Below are 18385 nucleotides of genomic sequence, written 5' to 3'. Positions count from 1 at the left end.
CCGTTCCCTCTTTTCTTCCAATTTTTTACATATATTCTTTTATGATTATATCATTTTTTTAGAATGCATTTCACTATATTTGCATAAAATACAATAAATATGCCATTTTTAGTTTTTTGTTTGTCCTCGACGGGTTTTGACTCGTTTTACCACAGCCGTGTGCTATGATTACTCCATGAAAGAATCTTTATTCATAAGGGGGTATAATAATGGGAAACGCATTAGAACAGTTGAGACGCGAGACAAAAGATGACGCAAAACTGTATGGCTGTATCAAAGAATTGTACGAGCAGGGGGTGCCTTTTTCAGATCTGAAGGCCTTGATCCCTGACATCCGCCGTACCAGAGAGCAGTTGTACATGAAGCGCATGCTGGAAAACAACAATGAGGTACTTATGTCCATGTTCAGCAAAGAGATGTCCTTCCTTCTCGATGCAAAGGAGCGCCAGGAGGATGAACAATTTAAAAAACTGGACCAGCTCATCCGCCAGCAGCAATCTTACCGGAAAGCTGCAGCGGGAACCGGCCCAGTGGAAAAGCTGAAAAAATTATTCCTGCCTGCTTAGGTTGGCGAACTTTGTGTACTCGCCAAGCCAAGCCAGATGAACGGTCCCTACAGGGCCGTTTCTTTGTTTTGCAATAATGATCTCTGCCTGTTTCTTATATTCTGAATCTTTGTTATAGTATTCATCTCTGTATATAAACATAACTACGTCGGCGTCCTGCTCAATGGCCCCCGACTCACGCAGGTCAGAAAGCATAGGTCTTTTATCCGGCCTGCTCTCTACGGCACGGCTTAGCTGGGACAGCGCGATCACCGGAACACTCAGCTCTCTTGCGAGCGCCTTGAGGGAACGCGATATCTCGGATATTTCCTGCTGCCTTGATTCGGAGCTCTTACCGACGCTTCCGGTCATGAGCTGCAGGTAGTCTATGATGACGATATCAAGGCCATGTTCCAGCTTGTACTTCCGGCATTTGGAACGCAGCTCTGACACCGAGATACCGGGGGTATCGTCTATGATCAAGTTGGACTGGCCGATAATGCCCGCCCCCTCTATAAGCTTCTCCCAGTCGGAATCTTTCATATTACCTGTACGGAGTGCCTGGGCGTCCACCTGTGACTCAAGGGAAAACAGACGGTTCACAAGCTGCTCCTTTGACATTTCCAGACTGAAGATCGCCACGCCCTTATCTTTCTTGAACGCGATGTACTGTGCGATATTCAGGACAAAAGCCGTCTTACCCATGGACGGCCTTGCCGCCACGAGCACCAGGTCCGACGGCTGGAGGCCTGAGAGCTTGTAATCCAGATCTATAAACCCGGTCGGGATCCCCGTGACAGTCCCTTTGTTCTTGGACGCCTTCTCAATGCGGTCCAGCGCGTTCAGCACGACGTCCTTGATCGGGACATAATCTCCCGTGTTGCGCCTCTGCAGCAGATCAAACACTGATTTCTCCGTTGTCTCAAGCACCGACTCAAGCGGCTCTTTTCCAGCGTAACATATGTTGGCGATCTCTTCATTGAGCTTGATCAGCTTCCGCATCATGGACTTGTCGGACACAATATCCGCATAATACTTAACGTTGGCAGACGTAGGAACGGCGGTCACAAGATCCTTGACAAATTCCAGGCTTGCGATCTCCGCAGGCACATCTTTTTCCTTCAGCCGCTCCTGAAGCGTGATCAGATCCACCGGCTTGCCTTCGTTAAAAAGCTCTACCATGGAATCAAATATCACGCCGTAAGCAGACTGGTAAAAATCTTTTCCGCTGATGATCTCAGACGCGGTCATGATGGCGTCCTTATCCATCAGCATGGCGCCTACGACCGACTGTTCCGCTTCCACGCTATGGGGCATGACTCTTTTAATGAGCGCCTCTTCCATACCGCCCTCCTCCTATACTTCTTCCGTAACAACAACTTTCAGCTCTGCTGTCACCTTCGGATGCAGTTTGATTGGAACATTATGTGTCCCGAGCGTCTTGATCGTCTCTTTGAGCTGTACCTTTTTCTTATCGATCTCCAGACCCATCTGTGCCTTCACCTCTGCGGAGATCTCCTTGGAGGACACGGCTCCAAACGCCTTGCCGCCCTCCCCGACTTTGATGGACACTTTTATGCTTCCTTCTTCGATCCTGGCGCCAAGCTCTTTGGCAGCCTCATACTGCTCCTGGGCAACCTTATCGGCATTTGCCTTCTTAAGCTTTAAGTCGTTCAGGTTCTTGCTGTTGGCTTCCACCCCTTTTTTATTCTTAAGGATAAAGTTCCTGGCGTAGCCGTCGCTCACCTCCACGATATCTCCCTTTTTTCCGAGTGATTTCACGTCTTCATTTAATATTACTTTCATCTTAGATGTCTCCTCCTTCTACCATGTCATGTATTACTTCCTGAAGCTTCTCCACCGCCTGGTCCATATTTACATCCAGAAGCTGCGCGCCCGCCGCGTTCATATGTCCGCCGCCGCCGAGACGCTCCATAATGATCTGCACATTCACTTCGTCGATGGACCTTGCGCTTATATAGATCTTGCCGTTGTACTCTGTCAGCACGAAGGACGCCTTGATCTGGCTTATATCCAGCAGCTCATTGGCCGCCTGGGCGCCTATGATCGTCGGACTTTCTATGGCAAGCCCCGTGCCCCGCGCGATGGCGAACTTATCCTCATATACTTCCGCGCTGCTGATGATCTCAGCCTTTGCCCGGTACGCATCCATGTCGTCCCGGAACATCTTGCGCACAAGCGTGATGTCCGCGCCGCACCGGCGCAGAAATGCCGCGGCTTCAAACGTACGCACCCCGGTCCGGTTCATGAAATTGTTCGTGTCGATCATAATGCCCGCATACAGGCTGCTCGCCTCGATATTGGGTATCTTGATATCATCTACGATATACTGCAGAACCTCCGCGACCATCTCACACGCAGAAGACGCGTACGGCTCAATGTACGACAGCAGCGCATTGTCAATATTATCGCTGCTCTGTCTGTGGTGATCCAGCACGACGATCGTGCGTGTCATGCGGAGCAGTTCCTCACACTCTGTCATCTGCGGCCGGTTCGTATCCACGACAACGACCATCGTGTCCGCGTCCGCCATGTCGATGGCCTGCTGTGAATTCAAAAACAGGTCCTCCGGATAGGCAGGGTCGTTTGCGTATACTTCATACAGCGGGCGAAGCGAAGCGGACACCTCATTTATGATAATGTGCGCCTTCTTTTCAAGAGCGGCCGCCGCCCTGTATATTCCAACCGCCGCGCCGAAGGAATCTACGTCCGTCAGCTTATGTCCCATAACGAGAATGTGTTCCTTTACGGTGATAAACTCTCTGAGCGCTTCCGCTTTTACCCTCGCTTTCACTCTTGTGTTCTTGGACGTCTGCTCCCGCTTGCCTCCATAGTAAGTGATACCGCTGCAGTCCTTTATCACCGCCTGGTCGCCTCCGCGGGCGAGCGCAAGGTCAATGGCGACGCGGGCATAGTTATAGCTCTGCGAATACGCCGAATTGCTGAGTCCAAGTCCGATGCTGAGCGTAGCGGGGATCCCGTTTCCGATGTTGACCGACTTCACATCCTCAAGCAGTGAAAATTTATCCTGTTCCAGCTTTTTAAAATACTGCTTCTTGATCGCTATAAAATATTTATCATTTTCCAGCTTCTTGACAATGCCGTCCACTCTGGCAATATACTGGTTGATCTTACGGTCAACGAGCGCCATCAAAAGAGACTGGCGCACCTCTTCCACGCTGTTGATCACTTCGTCATAATTGTCAATATATATGAGTCCCGCAACGAGACGCTGTTCTTCATTTTCTTTCTTACATACGTTCAGTTCCGTCACATCGTTGAGATATACGGCGATAAAGTATTCCCGCTCCTCCGGGAGCTCCATCAGCTGTTCTGTCTCACTGAAGCCTGCCACCGACACGCGCCGGAGCACCGCCTTATATTCCCGGTTTTCGTAGTAGACATCCATCTCCACGATCTCATCTTCTTCTTTTGGGAATATGTTCTTGTTCAGCTCAGGGATGTACTTACTTACATAGGCCTCCCCTTTCGGCTTTCTTCCGAATATCTCTTCAAACTTGTCGTTCATCCATATCGCCTTGCCGTCCTCCAGAAGGATCGCATACGGAACAGACAGTTCCCGAAGCAGCGTATTCTGCACGATACCGTACTGAGCGGCAAATTCAACGAGATCTTTCATAATGACAGACTTGCTGTACAGATACAATATACCTACCATCACAATATAAATGAGCAGGAATATGAACATCAATGTCCCCGCGCGCCTATCCAGCTTGTATATCCATATGTTCACGGCCACAAGAAACAGCGCCATGATGGCCGGCCATTGCATATACAGTCTCAGCTGGCCCTTCAGCTGGACTTTCTTATTCTCTTTCATATCTCCATCCTCTAATCTGACCTATAACAGTCACAGTCTCTTTCTAAACAGAGCCACACAATATACGCCAATATTATAACATCTTTCCCGGAGAAAGGAAAGGACTTGTATCTTTTCGGTAAAACTGTATAATTATAACACTACTCAATTATGTAAAACAGCCTCTCTTTTATTTGCACAAAAAGAGAGGCAGGCGCACATAAAAGAAACTATAATAAAGCATGGGAAAAGGAGAAGGCATGTATGGAATGGATAGAACGTCTCAACAAAGCGGTGAATTATATTGAAGAAAATATTACGGAGGAGCTTGATTACGCGCAGGCAGCCAGAACGGCCTGCTGCTCCACCTATCATTTCCAGAGGATGTTCGCCTTTATGGCGGGCGTCCCGCTTTCCGAATATATACGCCGCAGACGGATGACGCTGGCGGCCGCGGACCTGCAGAATAAAGGGGCAAAGGTTCTGGATATCGCTTTAAAGTACGGCTATGCTTCCCCTACAGCCTTTAACCGGGCGTTTCAGAGCATACACGGGATCACGCCGTCGTCCGCAAAAAAGGAAGGCGCAGTGCTCAAATCATTTCCGCCCATAAGTTTTCAAATAACGATCAAAGGAGTGGAAGAAATGAATTACAGAATCGAAGCAAAGGAATCTTTCCGCATCATCGGTATATCGGAGCCTCTTCACAAAGATATCGAAGAGAACTTCTCCGTTGTCCCGGGACTCTGGCAGAAGGCGGCCGCGGACGGCACGATCGGAGCTCTCGCTAAAATGATGAACGGCCGGCCGATGGGGCTGTTAGGTGTCAGCGCCTGCCACGACGAAGATGAGTGGCGGTACTATCTGGCAGTGTCAAGCGATATGGAGCTTACCGGCAGTCTGGAGGAATACCATGTTCCGGCAGCCACCTGGGCCATCTTCACCGGTTCAGGGACAAACCGTTCCATCCAGGAACTGGAACAGCGGATCGTCACAGAATGGCTGCCGGGCTCCGGATATGAATATGCCGACGCACCAGATATTGAAGTATACCTGAACGCGGATCCGGATAACGCGCAGTATGAAGTATGGATACCGGTGAGACAAAAGGACTGACCGGACATAAACCGGCGTCCTGCCGCCTCATATGTAAATGAAAACAGCAGATACAGAACTGTCTGCCGTTCACGCGGCTTCTCTTCTGTATCTGCTGTTTTTTTCGCTTATCCCGGAATTATTCTACATTTCTGTGCCTTGCTTCCATCTGCGCATGTGTGAGCTGCATCTCTTCTTCCAGCTGTATGATGATAATATCGAACAGAAGAAACAGATGCTGTTCAAATAAGTTGCCCATCGGCTGTACGGAGGGCACCGCCCTGTCATCCGTGCCGTTATAGACGCACGCCGGAACAAACAGTACACAGTCCGCAAGAGCCGGTGTCTTTTCTTTTGGTCCCCCTGTGACGACCGCGACAGCCGCGCCGCTTTCTTTCGCCCGCTCTGTCACATAGTGAATATGTCCTATTTTTCCCGAACCATTGACGGCGATGAATAAGTCTCCGGCCGCCATGCCCGGCGTCGTATCGTCCCAGATCCAGTGTACTTCTTTTCCAAGATGCATCAGCCGCATGGCAAACGCCCGCGCGGCAATGCCTTCTCTGCCGACGCCCATAAGAAAAACGCGCCCGGCCGTTTTTATATGTTCCATGAACTGCTGTAATTCTGTCAGATCCTGTTTTTCAAATACCTTTTCGTGTTCCAGAAGTATCGTTTTATACAATTCCTTATATTTCTCTTCGCTCACTTCTAACACCCCTCTTTCAGACTTTTTCTAAGTTCCGTCATATTGGTATACTTTTTTAACGCGTAATTCAGACCGAGCACAAGTACGAGCATGATCCCCCAGATCAATTTCTTCGTGTAAGGGGACAATGACATAATTGTAAAAGCGCTGGATAAGATCTGCATCAGTATGACTGCGATCAGCACTCCGCCCACTCTGCCCTTGCCGCCGTTTGGATCGATCCCTCCGACCACACATACGATCAGCGTCTGGAGCAGATAAGAATCACCATATCCCACTTTGGCGGAATTGACTCTGCTGAGTACGATCAGGCCCGCCATCCCCGCGAGAACGCCTGTCAAAAGAAAGGTACAGATGCACATCTTATCATTATCTATGGCCGAGAATCTGGAAGCCGTAGGATTATCTCCATACAGATATAGTTTTCTTCCAAACTTGCTTTTTGACATGACCATGCCCAGAATCACTGCCGCCGCCAGAAACAGCCAGAAAATAAGGGGGATCTGTATCAGCGTTGCCTTGCCCATCTGCGCAAATCCCTTATCAATGTTCCCGACACTCGCTCCTCCTGTCACTGCCATCCCGATACCCTGGAACAATGTCATCGTGCCCAGTGTCGCTATGAGTGGAGGGGCCGAAGTCCTGGAAATGAGCACTCCGTTCAGCAGACCGAACAGAAGGCTTACGATCAGTGCGGCTATGACCGCGGCCGCGATCCTTGCCGGTCCTGTCAGCCCAAACGCCCATTGTCCGTTGAGAATATATGCGCTCATGATGGCAACTGTATTTGCATTGGCGATAATGGACAGATCGATTCCTCCGATCATATTGGACAACATCATCGCCAAAGCCAAAAATCCAAATTCCGGGATCTGGAACGTCATAGACTGTATATTTTTCAGAGAGTACATTGCGTCCCCGAAGGATACCGCCGACCACAGCAGCACAAGCACGGTCACTCCTGTTAGAATACTCAGATTTAGATCTCTGCGGATCATTTTATTTACTTTATTCATCTTCTGCCTCCCTATTCTGTAAAGATAAGGTTATTTCGATTCTTCACCTTTTCCTGATATGATGTCACAGCTACTGAGATGACCAGAATAGTCCCTACAAACAGATTGTTCCACGAGGATGACAGACCGATCATGATCAGCGTTGTATTTAGAAGATAGATAATGATCACGCCGAGGACGGCTCCAAATATTTTTCCCTGCCCTCCCGTGATCTTTGTCCCGCCGATCACAACCGCGGCCACTACGATCAGTTCATCGCCGACGAGCTTATTCGGATACAGGGCATTTGTCTGTGCCACATACATCATGCCCATGATCCCGGCCAGGATCCCCGAATAGACATACACAAACAGCCTGATCCTAAACGGGTTGAATCCAGCCCTTCTGGCGGACTCTTCATCATTTCCAACCGCAAATATCCCTCTTCCGACCATTGTCCTGTATAAAACAAACCAGGTCACAAGGGCGGCCAGCAGTACCGGGATCACAGAAGCTGTCAGCCCCACATCTTTTATCTTAAATACAGAAGCCTGTCCAAAGGAATGCAGACTTTCCGGAAGCACGCCCGCGCCAAAAGACTTATCGCTGATAAATGTTGTCATAATTCCATGGAACAGATTCTGAGTTCCAAGTGTAATGATAAATGGCGGCAGCTTAAGCCAGCTGATGAGCAGAGCGTTGATAACTCCCAGTATGCCGCCGATAAGCGCAGAGCTGAAAAAAGCGAATGCCAGATTGTCTATTCCGGTTCCGATCATAATGTTTATCGTCGTGTAGCTTCCGAACAGGGCAACTGCCATAAATGATACGTCGATCCCTCCCGAGATCATCACTACGAGAAGGCCGATGGCAACCATCAGCGTAGTCGACGCGACACGGGTAATATCAAAAATAGTTTCTATATGTATGAACGCCGGATTCTTGACCGCGACAAAAACACTGTACAAAATAATTATCAGCAGGAGAATCCCCTGAAACCGGTCTAATTTCCTTATCTTCATAACGCTCCCCCCTTTGCGGTCTCCTCTGCATGCCGTCCGATAAGTTCTGTTATCGTCTGCTCCGCATTTTCTTTTAAGTCTTCCTCTTCCAGCATCCGTACGCATCTGCCGTCTGCAAGGACCATTACCCGGTTGCAGTTTGCGATAATTTCCTGTATCTCATCAGAAATAAAGATAATTGACATTCCGTCCGCCGCAAGCTTATGTATCTGTTCGTATATTTCTGCCTTTGAACCGATGTCGATCCCAACCGTAGGAGTATCCATGATAAAGACCCTCGGCTTAGCCGCAGTCCACTTCCCTATCACAACCTTCTGCTGATTCCCTCCCGACAACGTTCCGACTGCAGTTTCAACAGAAGGCGTCCTCACCTTCAGCTGACGCGTGTAATCTTCTGCGACTTTTTTCTCTCTGTCTTTATCGAGAAGTCCTTTCCCGGAGATGTCATCTATGATCGCAGATGATATATTTTCCTTCACCTCTCTGTCCACGAACAGTCCCTGACGAAAACGGTCCTCCGGAAGCAGAGCAATGCCCAGTTTTTTGGCGGCCATCGGCGACGATATGGCAGCTTCTTTTCCGTCTATTTTGATCCGTCCGCTGTCTGCGGGATTCAGTCCAAACAGCGATAACGCAAGTTCCGTTCTCCCGGAACCAAGAAGCCCGGTCACCCCCACGATGTCCCCGGAGCGTACGGTAAGAGAAAGCGACTCGTACTGTCCTTTTCTCGTGAGATCTTCGATCTCCAGAACCGGTGTGTCATCTTTGACAGAACGCCGGTACCGCGGGTATTCCACTTCCCTCCCTGTCATATGATAAGATAGACTTTTCTTATCCAGCTCTTTGCTCTCAAAGTCACCGATCTTTTCCCCATTTCGGAAAATCGTAATAGTGTCTGCCACTGAAAATACTTCGTCCAGCTTATGGCTGATAAAAATGACCGCTAGTCCCTTCTTCTTAAGATCCAGCATTATTTTCATCAGCCTGTCGACTTCCGTCTTCGTAAGCGCGGTCGTTGGTTCATCCATAAAAAGAATTCTGGCATCCTGCGCAAGCGCTCTGCATATTGCGGTGATCTGCCTGTTTGCCATTGATATCTCTCCTACCGGCTGATCGATATCCATCCGAACGCCGATCTTGTCAAGCTGCTCTCCTGCGATCTCACGTACCTTCTTCCAGTTTACGATACGCTTCCTGTCAGACTTAAGTCTGCTGATCGCTATATTTTCTGCCACTGTCAGATGTTGAAACAGCGATAAATCCTGATATATCACCTGTATTCCTTCCTTCATTGCCTGCGCCGGCGTCAGGCAATGATACAGGCTGCCGTTTAAAACAACTTCTCCTGAGTCAGGCGTATATACGCCTGAGATGTTTTTTACAAATGTCGATTTGCCGCATCCGTTCTCTCCGGCAAGGCAGTGGATCTTTCCGCTTTCGATCTTAATATTGATATCCTTCAGCGCCTGAACACCGACAAATGACTTGTATATATGTCTGGCTTCTAAGACTGTTCCCATAATGCTACCTCCAAGCGTGTGTCTCATAAAGCTGCTGCCCGATCAGCATAATCGGGCAGCAGCTTTGATTCTGTCTAGAAATTGTAATCATTGATATTATCGGATGAGAATTCAAGAGGCGCATTCCCATAGGCAACTCCGTCTTTTACTTCCATCTCTTCGTAACCGGTGATCTTAAGGTCGGTTCCTGTCTCTACTTTCTGCCCTGATGCCAGCAGGTACGCGGCGTAGCATGTTGCATATCCCGCGTCGGCCGGTCTCCATGCCAGCCCTGCGGCCATAGAGCCGTCTTCCAGATACGTAGCGGACATAGACGGCAGCGCCAGAGATACAACTTTTATATCATCTGTCTTGTTCTTTTCCTGCAGCGTCTCACAAATACCGCCTCCCTGTGCGGAACAGTCAAAGAATCCCTTGATATCCGGATACGCCTTCAGGATCTCCAATGCCTTATCATGGGCTCCGTCTATGCTGTTTCCATCCTCATAAGGTTCTTTAGAGACACATTCCATATCCGGGTAGTTCTCTTCTATATAGGCAACCGCCGCCTTATACCACGCCATATGTGTCTCCATCGTCAGGCCGCCTACAAAACCGGCATATTTTCCTTTTCCGTCCATGGCCGAAGCAAGTTTTTCTCCAAACAGCTGTCCGAACTCTTCATTTACAAACGCCTCTACATCCAGATCCACATCACCGGCAATGCCCGGCGCCTCATGTGTGACTACCACAATGCCCGATTCTCTTGCTTTTTCGATCGTCGGCACAAGTGCCTCCGGATCATTTGGAACTACGCAGATCGCATCTACCCCCTGCGCGATCAGATCTTCCATAATAGAGATCTGACTTGCGGCATCTCCTGTCTCCGGAACTTGAACAGAGACGTTCAGTCCTGTATCTTTTTTCAGCTGTTCTACACCCGTAGCCATGTCGTCAAACCATGAATCGCTCTGCTTTACGACCATAACAACCTGATACTCCTCAGGATCTGCTGTCTTTTCCTCACCTGTCTCTTTTGTCTCCTTTGTTTTCTTGTCCCCGGTTCCCGAGCCCGCGTCGCTGCTCCCACATCCTGTCACCATTGCGGCAGCAAGCATAATACACAATAATACTGAAACCAATTTTTTCATCTTCATTCCTCCTTACATTTGTTTTCTTTTGCATAAGCACATTATAGAGGCTTTATTTTTAATATGATATAAACATTTCCGTCTTATTTTTCCAAAATTCCGCTCTATTTGTTTCAGGCCTTTTTCCGCGGGCAAATATACACTATAATAAGTATTGTTAGCAGACAGACATGGAGATATTTACAATGAAAACTAAAAAAACAATGATGACCAGAATCGCAAATCTGCAGCTGGGGACTAAAATCGTAGGCATTCTTCTGATCGTGATACTGCTTATGATCTCTTCCTCTATTGCAGGTATCACAATGGTATTACATTCGAGCAACAAGCTGCTGTATCAGGCTCTTGCCGGTTCATTAACTTACAGTGCGGAGGATATTTCCAGAAAAATATCCAATATTGAATCTATGACGAGCGCCATCGTCTCGAATTCAAATATACGAAAGAACCTGATCACTTTAAATGATGACGAGTCAATGATCCGTACCGGTAATGCAAAAAGCTCACTGGAAACGCTGCTTGCAGATTATTACCAGACATACAAGAACAACAACATCAGCTATATCAACCTGTACTATCCCGGCGGGGTCGTACAAAGTTATGAAGCCCAAAGCTCCTCCGTGCCTGAACAGGTTCACAGGGAAGTTATCGCCGCCGCCAATAATGTATCGGGATATCCGTGCGCCGTCACAGACTACTGTAACTCCTACGGACTTTTTCTCGGCCGTGACTCACGGAGGGTGGAACAGATGAATTTTCACAGGCTGGGTACTGTCGTTGTATGTGTGGACATGAACCGGCTGATCCGCTCTTCGACCAGTTCTGTTCTTCCATCGGAAGAGACACAGTACGTTCTGATGGATAACGGTACGGAATTCTACCATTCCGACGGTATAGGCTCAGAACAGCTTAAAGATATCCACAGGCGGCTGCGCTCGGATTACGGAGTTGTAACGGTCGATTCAAACAGGTATTTTGCTGTTCAGGGAACGATAAAGAACACTTCCTGGGAATACATCTGTCTCGTCCCCTATGACCACATTTTTGCGGCGCTGAGCTTCACTATGGTGCTGGCGCTGGCTATCATCCTCATATCGGTGCTCATTGCGATCCTGCTCTCCAGAATGCTGATCCGTTCTGTAACAGAGGATTTCCGGCGCCTTGTAAATAAAATGAAGGCCTTTGGGAAAGACGAGTCAAAAGCGCCGGATATCGGCTATGACTACAGCGGCAGAATCGATGAAATTGGTGTTCTTCACAATCAGTTTGACCAGATGACCATAAAGATACAGGACTTGATCCAACAAAACTATGTCAATGAGATCCTTTCCAAAGACGCCAGGCTGAAAGCACTGGAAAATCAGATCAACCCACATTTCCTTTATAATACGCTGGAAGCGGTGAACTGGCGTGCGAAAGCGATCGGTGAAAAAAATATATCCTCCATGGTGGAGTCGCTTGGCACTCTGCTGCGTGAAACTTTAAGTTCCGGTTCAAAGAACTTTACTCTGAGCCACGAATTAGAAATTGTACAGTGTTACCTGACGATCCAGCGTATCCGTTTTGAGGACAGGCTGACTTACTCCCAGAACGTAGATCCCGCCATACTGTCTGTCACACTGCCTCACTTTACGATTCAGCCGCTCGTAGAAAATTCTGTCAATTATGCAATGGAAAAGAGTACGGAAGTGTGTCATATATGGCTGGAAGGTTCCCGCCATAAAGACACGATCGTGATAGATGTGATCAACAACGGTTCTCAGTTTGAGAATGATCTGCTTGAAAAACTTGAAAACGGCCTGATCACCCCGCACGGATTTGGGATCGGGCTTCTGAATATCCACAAACGTATCCAGCTGACTTATGGGACCGGCTATGGTCTTACTCTCTTTAACAAGGATGAAGAACATGCAGTCGCAAGAATCATAATACCGGGAGGAACATATGCTGAAAGTATTGATCGTAGATGATGAAAAAATAATACGGGAGACCATAGCGGACCTGATCGACTGGGACGCCCTTTCTCTAAAGCTCATCGGTACGGCAAAAGACGGAATCGAAGCTTACAATATCATTCTGGACGAATATCCTGAAATCGTTCTCACAGACATTAAAATGCCCGGGCTTTCAGGCCTTGACCTTATTCAGCGTATACACGCGGTCAACAAAGACACACAATTTATAATTCTTTCCGGGTATGGTGAATTTGAATATGCCAAAAAAGCCATGCAGTATGGTGTCAGACATTATCTGCTGAAGCCTTGCAATGAAGAGCAGATAATAGACAGCCTGAAAGATGTAAGGAAAGATTATGCTGATTACCTTACATCCAAAGATACCCCGCCGCAGAGCTTTATCGCAAGAAATATGAATCTGAACCTGATGGTGGGAATCATGAACGACAGCCTCAGTCCGGAGACAGATAAAGAATTTTCTTATATTTTTTCAAACTATAAGCGTTATCTAGATTTTGATAATGTTCCTTATGAGATATTTTATATTTACTTTGTTACGCCGGAAAGCTATCCGTTATTACTGGAGAAGCTCCAGCAATTCCGCGATGATATCTGCCCGGGTATCGTGTTCAACATCATTTATGTATATAACACTTTGATATTCTTCTTTAAGTCGGTAAACGACGATCTGGGAAAGATATATAACTTTCTGGATACGGTAGTATTAGACCAGTCCGTTACCATTAAATACAGGCACGATCACTGCCCGAACCTTTCCGCTATGCTGAAAGAGCTTATCCCCCACATAAAAAAATATGAGATCATATATTTTACAGAGGGCAGCAATACACTTTCCATATATAATTATCAGAATATCATCAAGGAAGTACAGCGGATTACAGCCTCTATATATTCTCCTGAAAAAGCATCCTCCGGACAGGCATTTCTGGAGCTTAGAAGTACGCTGTCTTCGCTTTCCGACGCTGACTTTTTAAAGCAGCTTGCCTCCTCGGTCATTATCTTTTCCGTCGCAAGACTCCGTTCATTTGATATGGTAGACGCCGCCGAGTTTCTCATAAAGCTGGAAAAAGAAAAAGACTGCCGCGAGATCTCCAACCTGTTAGATGACCAGCTTACATGCTTTTTTGAAGAATACCACTCACAGAAATATACCGGCGATATCAGCCATAAGATACAGGAGTACGTAGAATCGCATATTTGTGATTCAGGACTGTCTCTGAAATGGATCGCAGAAAACTATCTGTTTATGAATGTTGATTATCTGAGCAAAAGATTCTTAAAAGAGACAGGCTGTAAATTTTCCAGATATCTGACCGACATGAGAATAAAACGGGCAAAAGAAATTCTCGCTTCCTCCGACCTTGACTCTATCCAGAACGTGGCAGATATGGTCGGCTGCGGAAATAATCCACAATATTTCAGTCAGATATTCAAGAAATCCACCGGAATGTCGCCAAGCAAATATATGAAGATGCTCCACGGTGACGCCGAATACTAAAAGGAGACAGCCTGCCTGCTGCAGTAAGCTGTCTCCTCACATTCTCTGATATTCTAACTGTTATATCCGTTCGGGTTCTGTGACTGCCATCTCCATGTGTCTTCACACATCTCGTCCAGCCCTCTCTCCGCCTTCCATCCAAGCACTTTAGCTGCTTTCGCCGGGTCCGCATAACACATGGCGATATCGCCTTCCCGTCTCGGCTTGATCTCATACGGGATCTCTTTCCCGCTCGCTTTTCCGAACGCTTTTGCCATATCAAGCACCGAATATCCGACGCCTGTTCCCAGATTGATAATATCAAGTCCCGGGTTGGTGAGAATATAATCGATCGCCTTCACATGACCGATCGCCAGGTCCACCACGTGGATATAGTCACGCACTCCGGTTCCGTCCGGTGTGTCGTAATCGTCCCCGAAGACGCCCAGCTTCTCAAGCTTGCCAACAGCTACCTGTGAGATATAAGGCATCAGATTGTTCGGAATGCCTTTCGGGTCTTCACCGATGCGGCCGCTCTTGTGGGCTCCTACCGGATTGAAGTAGCGCAGAAGGATCACATTCCAGTCGGGGTCTGCCTTCTGTACGTCCGTCATGATCTGTTCCATCATTGATTTCGTCCATCCATAAGGATTCGTGCACTGTCCTTTCGGGCAGTCCTCCGTGATCGGTATGATCTCCGGGTTTCCATACACCGTTGCGGACGAGCTGAACACGATGTTCTTCACCCCGACCTTTCGCATAACTTTCATGAGGCTCAGTGTACCCGTGATATTATTCTGATAGTATTCAAGTGGCTTCTGCACCGATTCCCCGACCGCTTTCAATGCCGCGCAGTGGAGGACCGCGTCTGCCTTCTCTTCCTCGAACATTTTCTCCAGTGCCGCTTCATCGAGAACATCACCTTCATAAAACGTTATTTCTTTTCCGGTCAGTTCTTCCACTCTTCTTATGGACTCTCTGGAAGAATTGCTCAGGTTGTCATAGACAACTACCTCGTAACCTTCATTCAGCAGTTCCAGCGCCGTATGACTTCCTATGTAGCCTGCGCCGCCTGTTATCAATATTTTTGCCATATTTCTGCCTCCTAGCTGTTGCTGTACTTGTTAACGATGTCCTGCATAGTATACCACTTCTGCTCCATATCTTCAACCAGCTTAAACTGTGTGCGGCATCTGTCCAGGTTGTGCTTCTCCCTGTGGATCTTGAAATATGTGTCCCCCTGCAGATAGTCTGTCAGGAACCTCATACCGCACTCGTATGTCATCGTCTTTGCCCCCATAGGCATCAGCTCTATCTCACGCTTTGTCAGTTTTCCGCCGCAGCCTTCAATGTAACCTTTTGCATACAATTCAAAAAGCTCCATGCTGCAGGAGACCTTGTCGAGATTCTGCTCATCTTCCGCGGCCGTACTGGCGCCAAAGCGGATAGAATCCCCAAAATCATGCATGGCCAGTCCCGGCATAACTGTATCCAGGTCAATGACACAGATCCCTCTGCCGGTCTTGTTGTCGATCATAATGTTATTAAGCTTCGTATCGTTGTGTGTTACGCGAAGAGGCAGTTCTCCTCTGTCGAGCAGATCACAGAAATAATCTGCGGTCTCCTCCCGGTCGAGCACAAATTGTATCTCTTTCTGCACGGACGCGGCACGGCCCATCACATCTTCTTCCACCACCTGCTTAAATGTGGCAAATCTGGCCTTTGTATTGTGGAACCCTTTTATCGTCTCATGCAGCGTCTCTGCGGGATAATCTGCCAGCAGCCGCTGAAAGTTGCCGAACGCCACCGCGCTCTGGTAGAAATGCTCCGGTTTTTCCACCTGGTCATAGCTCGTTGCATCTGTGATAAACTTGTAGGAGCGCCAGTAATCGCCTTTTGAATCAAGATAATACGGCTTTCCGTCCACCGTAGGTATCACGTTGAGCGTCTCCCTCTCCGGGTCGCCGCCGTTCTCTATGATCCGCGCTCTCAGGTAAGACGTGACCCCGAGAATATTCTCCATGAGCTCTACCGGTTTCTCGAACACATCCTTATTCATCCTCTGGAGAATAACTTTGATCTGTCCCATCTCCGCTATGTCAAATACAAGAAGGAACGTATCATTGATATGGCCGCTTCCGTAAGGGCATTCCTCTACGAGCATCCCTTCGTACTGGAAATGCGCGATCACCTCATCGCGCTGTTCTCTCGTTATCTGTGACATTACGCTTCCTCCCAAAGATGCGCCGGATACAGACCATCATCTTTCATCTTTTTTATGGCCGACATAACGACCGGCTTATCCTCTTTATAAGTAACACCGTACCATTTATCCGCAGATTTCAGCACAGCGACCGTCGCTCTGTCCTCGCCGAGCAGATCACTTACGACCGCCGGCAGGAAATATTCACATTTCATCGGATTTTTCTTCAGTCCCTCATTAAGAAATGCCGGGAATCCTGCCTTTATCTCATCCAGTATGCTTCTCGTGAATCCCCACATGTTCATGGACACGGTCGTATCGGCGGGCACGCTCACCCACGTTGCACCGTCGTCCTCTGTATAGGCTATGCCGCCGTCCCGCTTCTCGATGCGGGTCCTCTCATGAATGGCGATCAGCTCACCCTCACTGTTCATGTCGCACACACCGCGCGCCACATGCCCGTTATCTGTCACCGTATTGCCAAGCTCGTATCCAACCATTGTATAACGGTATTTATCGTCATCTTCATGAGACGCAAGATAATCATAGATAAGCCGGAATGCCTCCTGACCGTAATAGTCGTCTGCATTGATGACAGCAAACGGTCCGTCTATCTGGTCGATGCAACTTAAGACCGCGTGAGCCGTCCCCCATGGTTTTACGCGTCCTTCCGGAACCTGGTAGCCGTCCGGGATATTATCGATCTCCTGGAACGCGTACGACACTTCCATATATTTCTCCATGCGGTCGCCCACGGCTGCTCTGAAATCAGCCTCATTTTCCCTCTTAATGATAAAGATAACCTTTTCAAATCCGGCTCTTTTTGCATCAAACATGGAAAAATCCATGATAATATGTCCTTCTTCGTCTACTGGGTCTATCTGTTTTAATCCACCATAACGGCTGCCCATTCCTGCCGCCATGATGACCAATACCGGTTTATTCATTGTCTTTCCTCCAAGCTCTATTATTAATCAACAGCAACCACTAACCTTTGATACCACCGGTAACACCGCCGATGATCTTCTCTGACAGGAAGATGTAAAGGATAAATGTCGGCAGGAACACGATGACAACAGCCGCAAACATACCTGACCAGTTGCCTGTATACTGCATGGACTGAAGCATTCCGTAAAGTCCGACGGCAACAGGACGAAGAGCGTCGCTGTTTGCAAAGATGAGGGACAGGAAATACTCGTTCCATATATTGATGAAGTTGAAAATTGTGACCGTCACGATTCCTGACTGCGCCATCGGGAACATGATCTTCCAGAATGTCTTTGTCGGAGGACATCCGTCGATAGCCGCCGCTTCCTCATATGTACGCGAGAGGTTCGCAAAAAACGTCAGCAGGAATATGGTCGTATATGGTATGTTGATACCTATGTACAGAAACATCAGCGTCGCCTTGCTCGCCACAATATTGTTCAGGATCCCCATGTTTGCGACAATACAGAACAGCGGAAGTACGATCATCGTGATCGGCACGCCCATCGCCGACACAAACCCTGTCTGGATGATCTTGTTTCCGAGGAACGTAAATCTGGCCAAAACGTATGCCGCCGGCGCGCAGATCAATATGAGCAGCACACAGGAGACGATAGAGTACATGAGAGAGTTCATGAAGAATGTAGCGACACCGCCGGACCCCCAGGCCTCGACGTAATTCTCAAAATGAAGCCCTGACGGGAACTTCAGCGCCTTACCGGCAAATATATCTCCGGTGGTGGACAGACTGGCCGCGATGATCCAGCCGAGCAGCATCAGGGTAAATACTACCCACAAAATGATGACGATATAGCCCGGAGCCAGCTTTGCTTCTTTTTTCCAGTTGATTTTTTCTCTAACTTTCTTTTCTTTATTCTTAGACAT

Annotated in this window: 16 protein-coding genes; 4 read left to right on the top strand and 12 right to left on the bottom strand. The window is 48.1% G+C overall.

Annotated features, from left to right (window positions below; translation table 11 throughout):
* Positions 1 to 209: 209 nt before the first annotated feature.
* Positions 210 to 566, top strand: coding sequence for a hypothetical protein (locus tag LAJLEIBI_RS03050; RefSeq protein WP_006444776.1), 357 nt, complete (start codon positions 210 to 212; stop codon positions 564 to 566).
* Here the strand turns inward: LAJLEIBI_RS03050 and dnaB are convergent.
* The 3 genes from dnaB to LAJLEIBI_RS03035 are packed head-to-tail and all read right to left on the bottom strand — an operon-like array spanning position 549 to position 4407.
* The gene (gene dnaB, locus LAJLEIBI_RS03045; protein ID WP_006444775.1) at positions 549 to 1889 is read right to left on the bottom strand and encodes a replicative DNA helicase; all 1341 of its coding nucleotides are present in this window, start codon (positions 1887 to 1889) and stop codon (positions 549 to 551) included. The genes LAJLEIBI_RS03050 and dnaB overlap by 18 nt on opposite strands.
* A gap of 12 nt (positions 1890 to 1901) precedes the next feature.
* Positions 1902 to 2351 carry a 50S ribosomal protein L9 gene (gene rplI / locus LAJLEIBI_RS03040; RefSeq protein WP_006444774.1) on the bottom strand — a complete coding sequence of 150 codons (450 nt, stop codon included), beginning with the start codon at positions 2349 to 2351 and terminating at the stop codon, positions 1902 to 1904.
* 1 nt (position 2352) lies between these two features.
* Complete coding sequence (locus LAJLEIBI_RS03035; RefSeq protein WP_006444773.1) at positions 2353 to 4407, bottom strand: DHH family phosphoesterase; 2055 nt, start codon at positions 4405 to 4407, stop codon at positions 2353 to 2355.
* Between the two features lie 243 nt (positions 4408 to 4650).
* Between LAJLEIBI_RS03035 and LAJLEIBI_RS03030 the strand changes: the two genes are divergently transcribed.
* Positions 4651 to 5502: an AraC family transcriptional regulator gene (locus LAJLEIBI_RS03030; protein WP_006444772.1), complete on the top strand. Its 852-nt coding sequence runs from the start codon at positions 4651 to 4653 to the stop codon at positions 5500 to 5502.
* Between the two features lie 118 nt (positions 5503 to 5620).
* Here the strand turns inward: LAJLEIBI_RS03030 and hxlB are convergent, their stop codons facing one another.
* The 5 genes from hxlB to LAJLEIBI_RS03005 all read right to left on the bottom strand — a co-directional run bounded on the left by hxlB (position 5621) and on the right by LAJLEIBI_RS03005 (position 10857).
* On the bottom strand, positions 5621 to 6190 hold the full coding sequence (gene hxlB / locus LAJLEIBI_RS03025; RefSeq protein ID WP_040435941.1) for a 6-phospho-3-hexuloisomerase: 570 nt from the start codon (positions 6188 to 6190) through the stop codon (positions 5621 to 5623).
* Between the two features lie 2 nt (positions 6191 to 6192).
* Positions 6193 to 7206: an ABC transporter permease gene (locus tag LAJLEIBI_RS03020; protein WP_006444770.1), complete on the bottom strand. Its 1014-nt coding sequence runs from the start codon at positions 7204 to 7206 to the stop codon at positions 6193 to 6195.
* 11 nt (positions 7207 to 7217) lie between these two features.
* Positions 7218 to 8207 (bottom strand): ABC transporter permease, encoded by a 990-nt coding sequence (locus LAJLEIBI_RS03015; protein WP_006444769.1) that lies wholly within the window; start codon positions 8205 to 8207, stop codon positions 7218 to 7220.
* A complete protein-coding gene (locus LAJLEIBI_RS03010) occupies positions 8204 to 9727 on the bottom strand; it encodes a sugar ABC transporter ATP-binding protein (protein WP_040435940.1) in 1524 nt (507 codons plus the stop codon). Before LAJLEIBI_RS03010 ends, LAJLEIBI_RS03015 begins: the two co-directional genes overlap by 4 nt.
* Positions 9728 to 9801: 74 nt before the next feature.
* Positions 9802 to 10857, bottom strand: a complete 1056-nt coding sequence (locus tag LAJLEIBI_RS03005) for a substrate-binding domain-containing protein (RefSeq protein WP_050765563.1) — start codon at positions 10855 to 10857, stop codon at positions 9802 to 9804.
* Between the two features lie 749 nt (positions 10858 to 11606).
* Between LAJLEIBI_RS03005 and LAJLEIBI_RS03000 the strand changes: the two genes are divergently transcribed.
* Positions 11607 to 12827 (top strand): sensor histidine kinase, encoded by a 1221-nt coding sequence (locus tag LAJLEIBI_RS03000; RefSeq protein WP_390527571.1) that lies wholly within the window; start codon positions 11607 to 11609, stop codon positions 12825 to 12827.
* On the top strand, positions 12802 to 14331 hold the full coding sequence (locus LAJLEIBI_RS02995) for a response regulator transcription factor (RefSeq protein WP_006444764.1): 1530 nt from the start codon (positions 12802 to 12804) through the stop codon (positions 14329 to 14331). The genes LAJLEIBI_RS03000 and LAJLEIBI_RS02995 overlap by 26 nt, the downstream gene beginning before the upstream one ends.
* A gap of 53 nt (positions 14332 to 14384) precedes the next feature.
* On the opposite strand, the gene galE is transcribed toward LAJLEIBI_RS02995, so the two are convergent.
* From galE to LAJLEIBI_RS02975, 4 genes are read right to left on the bottom strand one after another with little or no spacing between them, the layout of a single operon-like run.
* Positions 14385 to 15404 (bottom strand): UDP-glucose 4-epimerase GalE, encoded by a 1020-nt coding sequence (gene galE, locus LAJLEIBI_RS02990; protein ID WP_006444763.1) that lies wholly within the window; start codon positions 15402 to 15404, stop codon positions 14385 to 14387.
* Positions 15405 to 15415: 11 nt separating this feature from the next.
* Positions 15416 to 16534 (bottom strand): phosphotransferase enzyme family protein, encoded by a 1119-nt coding sequence (locus LAJLEIBI_RS02985; RefSeq protein WP_006444762.1) that lies wholly within the window; start codon positions 16532 to 16534, stop codon positions 15416 to 15418.
* On the bottom strand, positions 16534 to 17460 hold the full coding sequence (locus LAJLEIBI_RS02980; RefSeq protein ID WP_006444761.1) for a nucleotidyltransferase family protein: 927 nt from the start codon (positions 17458 to 17460) through the stop codon (positions 16534 to 16536). The genes LAJLEIBI_RS02985 and LAJLEIBI_RS02980 overlap by 1 nt, the downstream gene beginning before the upstream one ends.
* A 40-nt stretch (positions 17461 to 17500) precedes the next feature.
* The gene (locus LAJLEIBI_RS02975) at positions 17501 to 18385 is read right to left on the bottom strand and encodes a carbohydrate ABC transporter permease (RefSeq protein WP_006444760.1); all 885 of its coding nucleotides are present in this window, start codon (positions 18383 to 18385) and stop codon (positions 17501 to 17503) included.

Origin of the sequence: [Clostridium] hylemonae DSM 15053 (assembly GCF_008281175.1) — a bacterium.
Classification (GTDB): Bacteria; Bacillota; Clostridia; order Lachnospirales; family Lachnospiraceae; genus Extibacter; species Extibacter hylemonae.
Note: the sequence above shows the minus strand (reverse complement) of the source record. Positions and strands in the feature narration are given on the sequence as shown.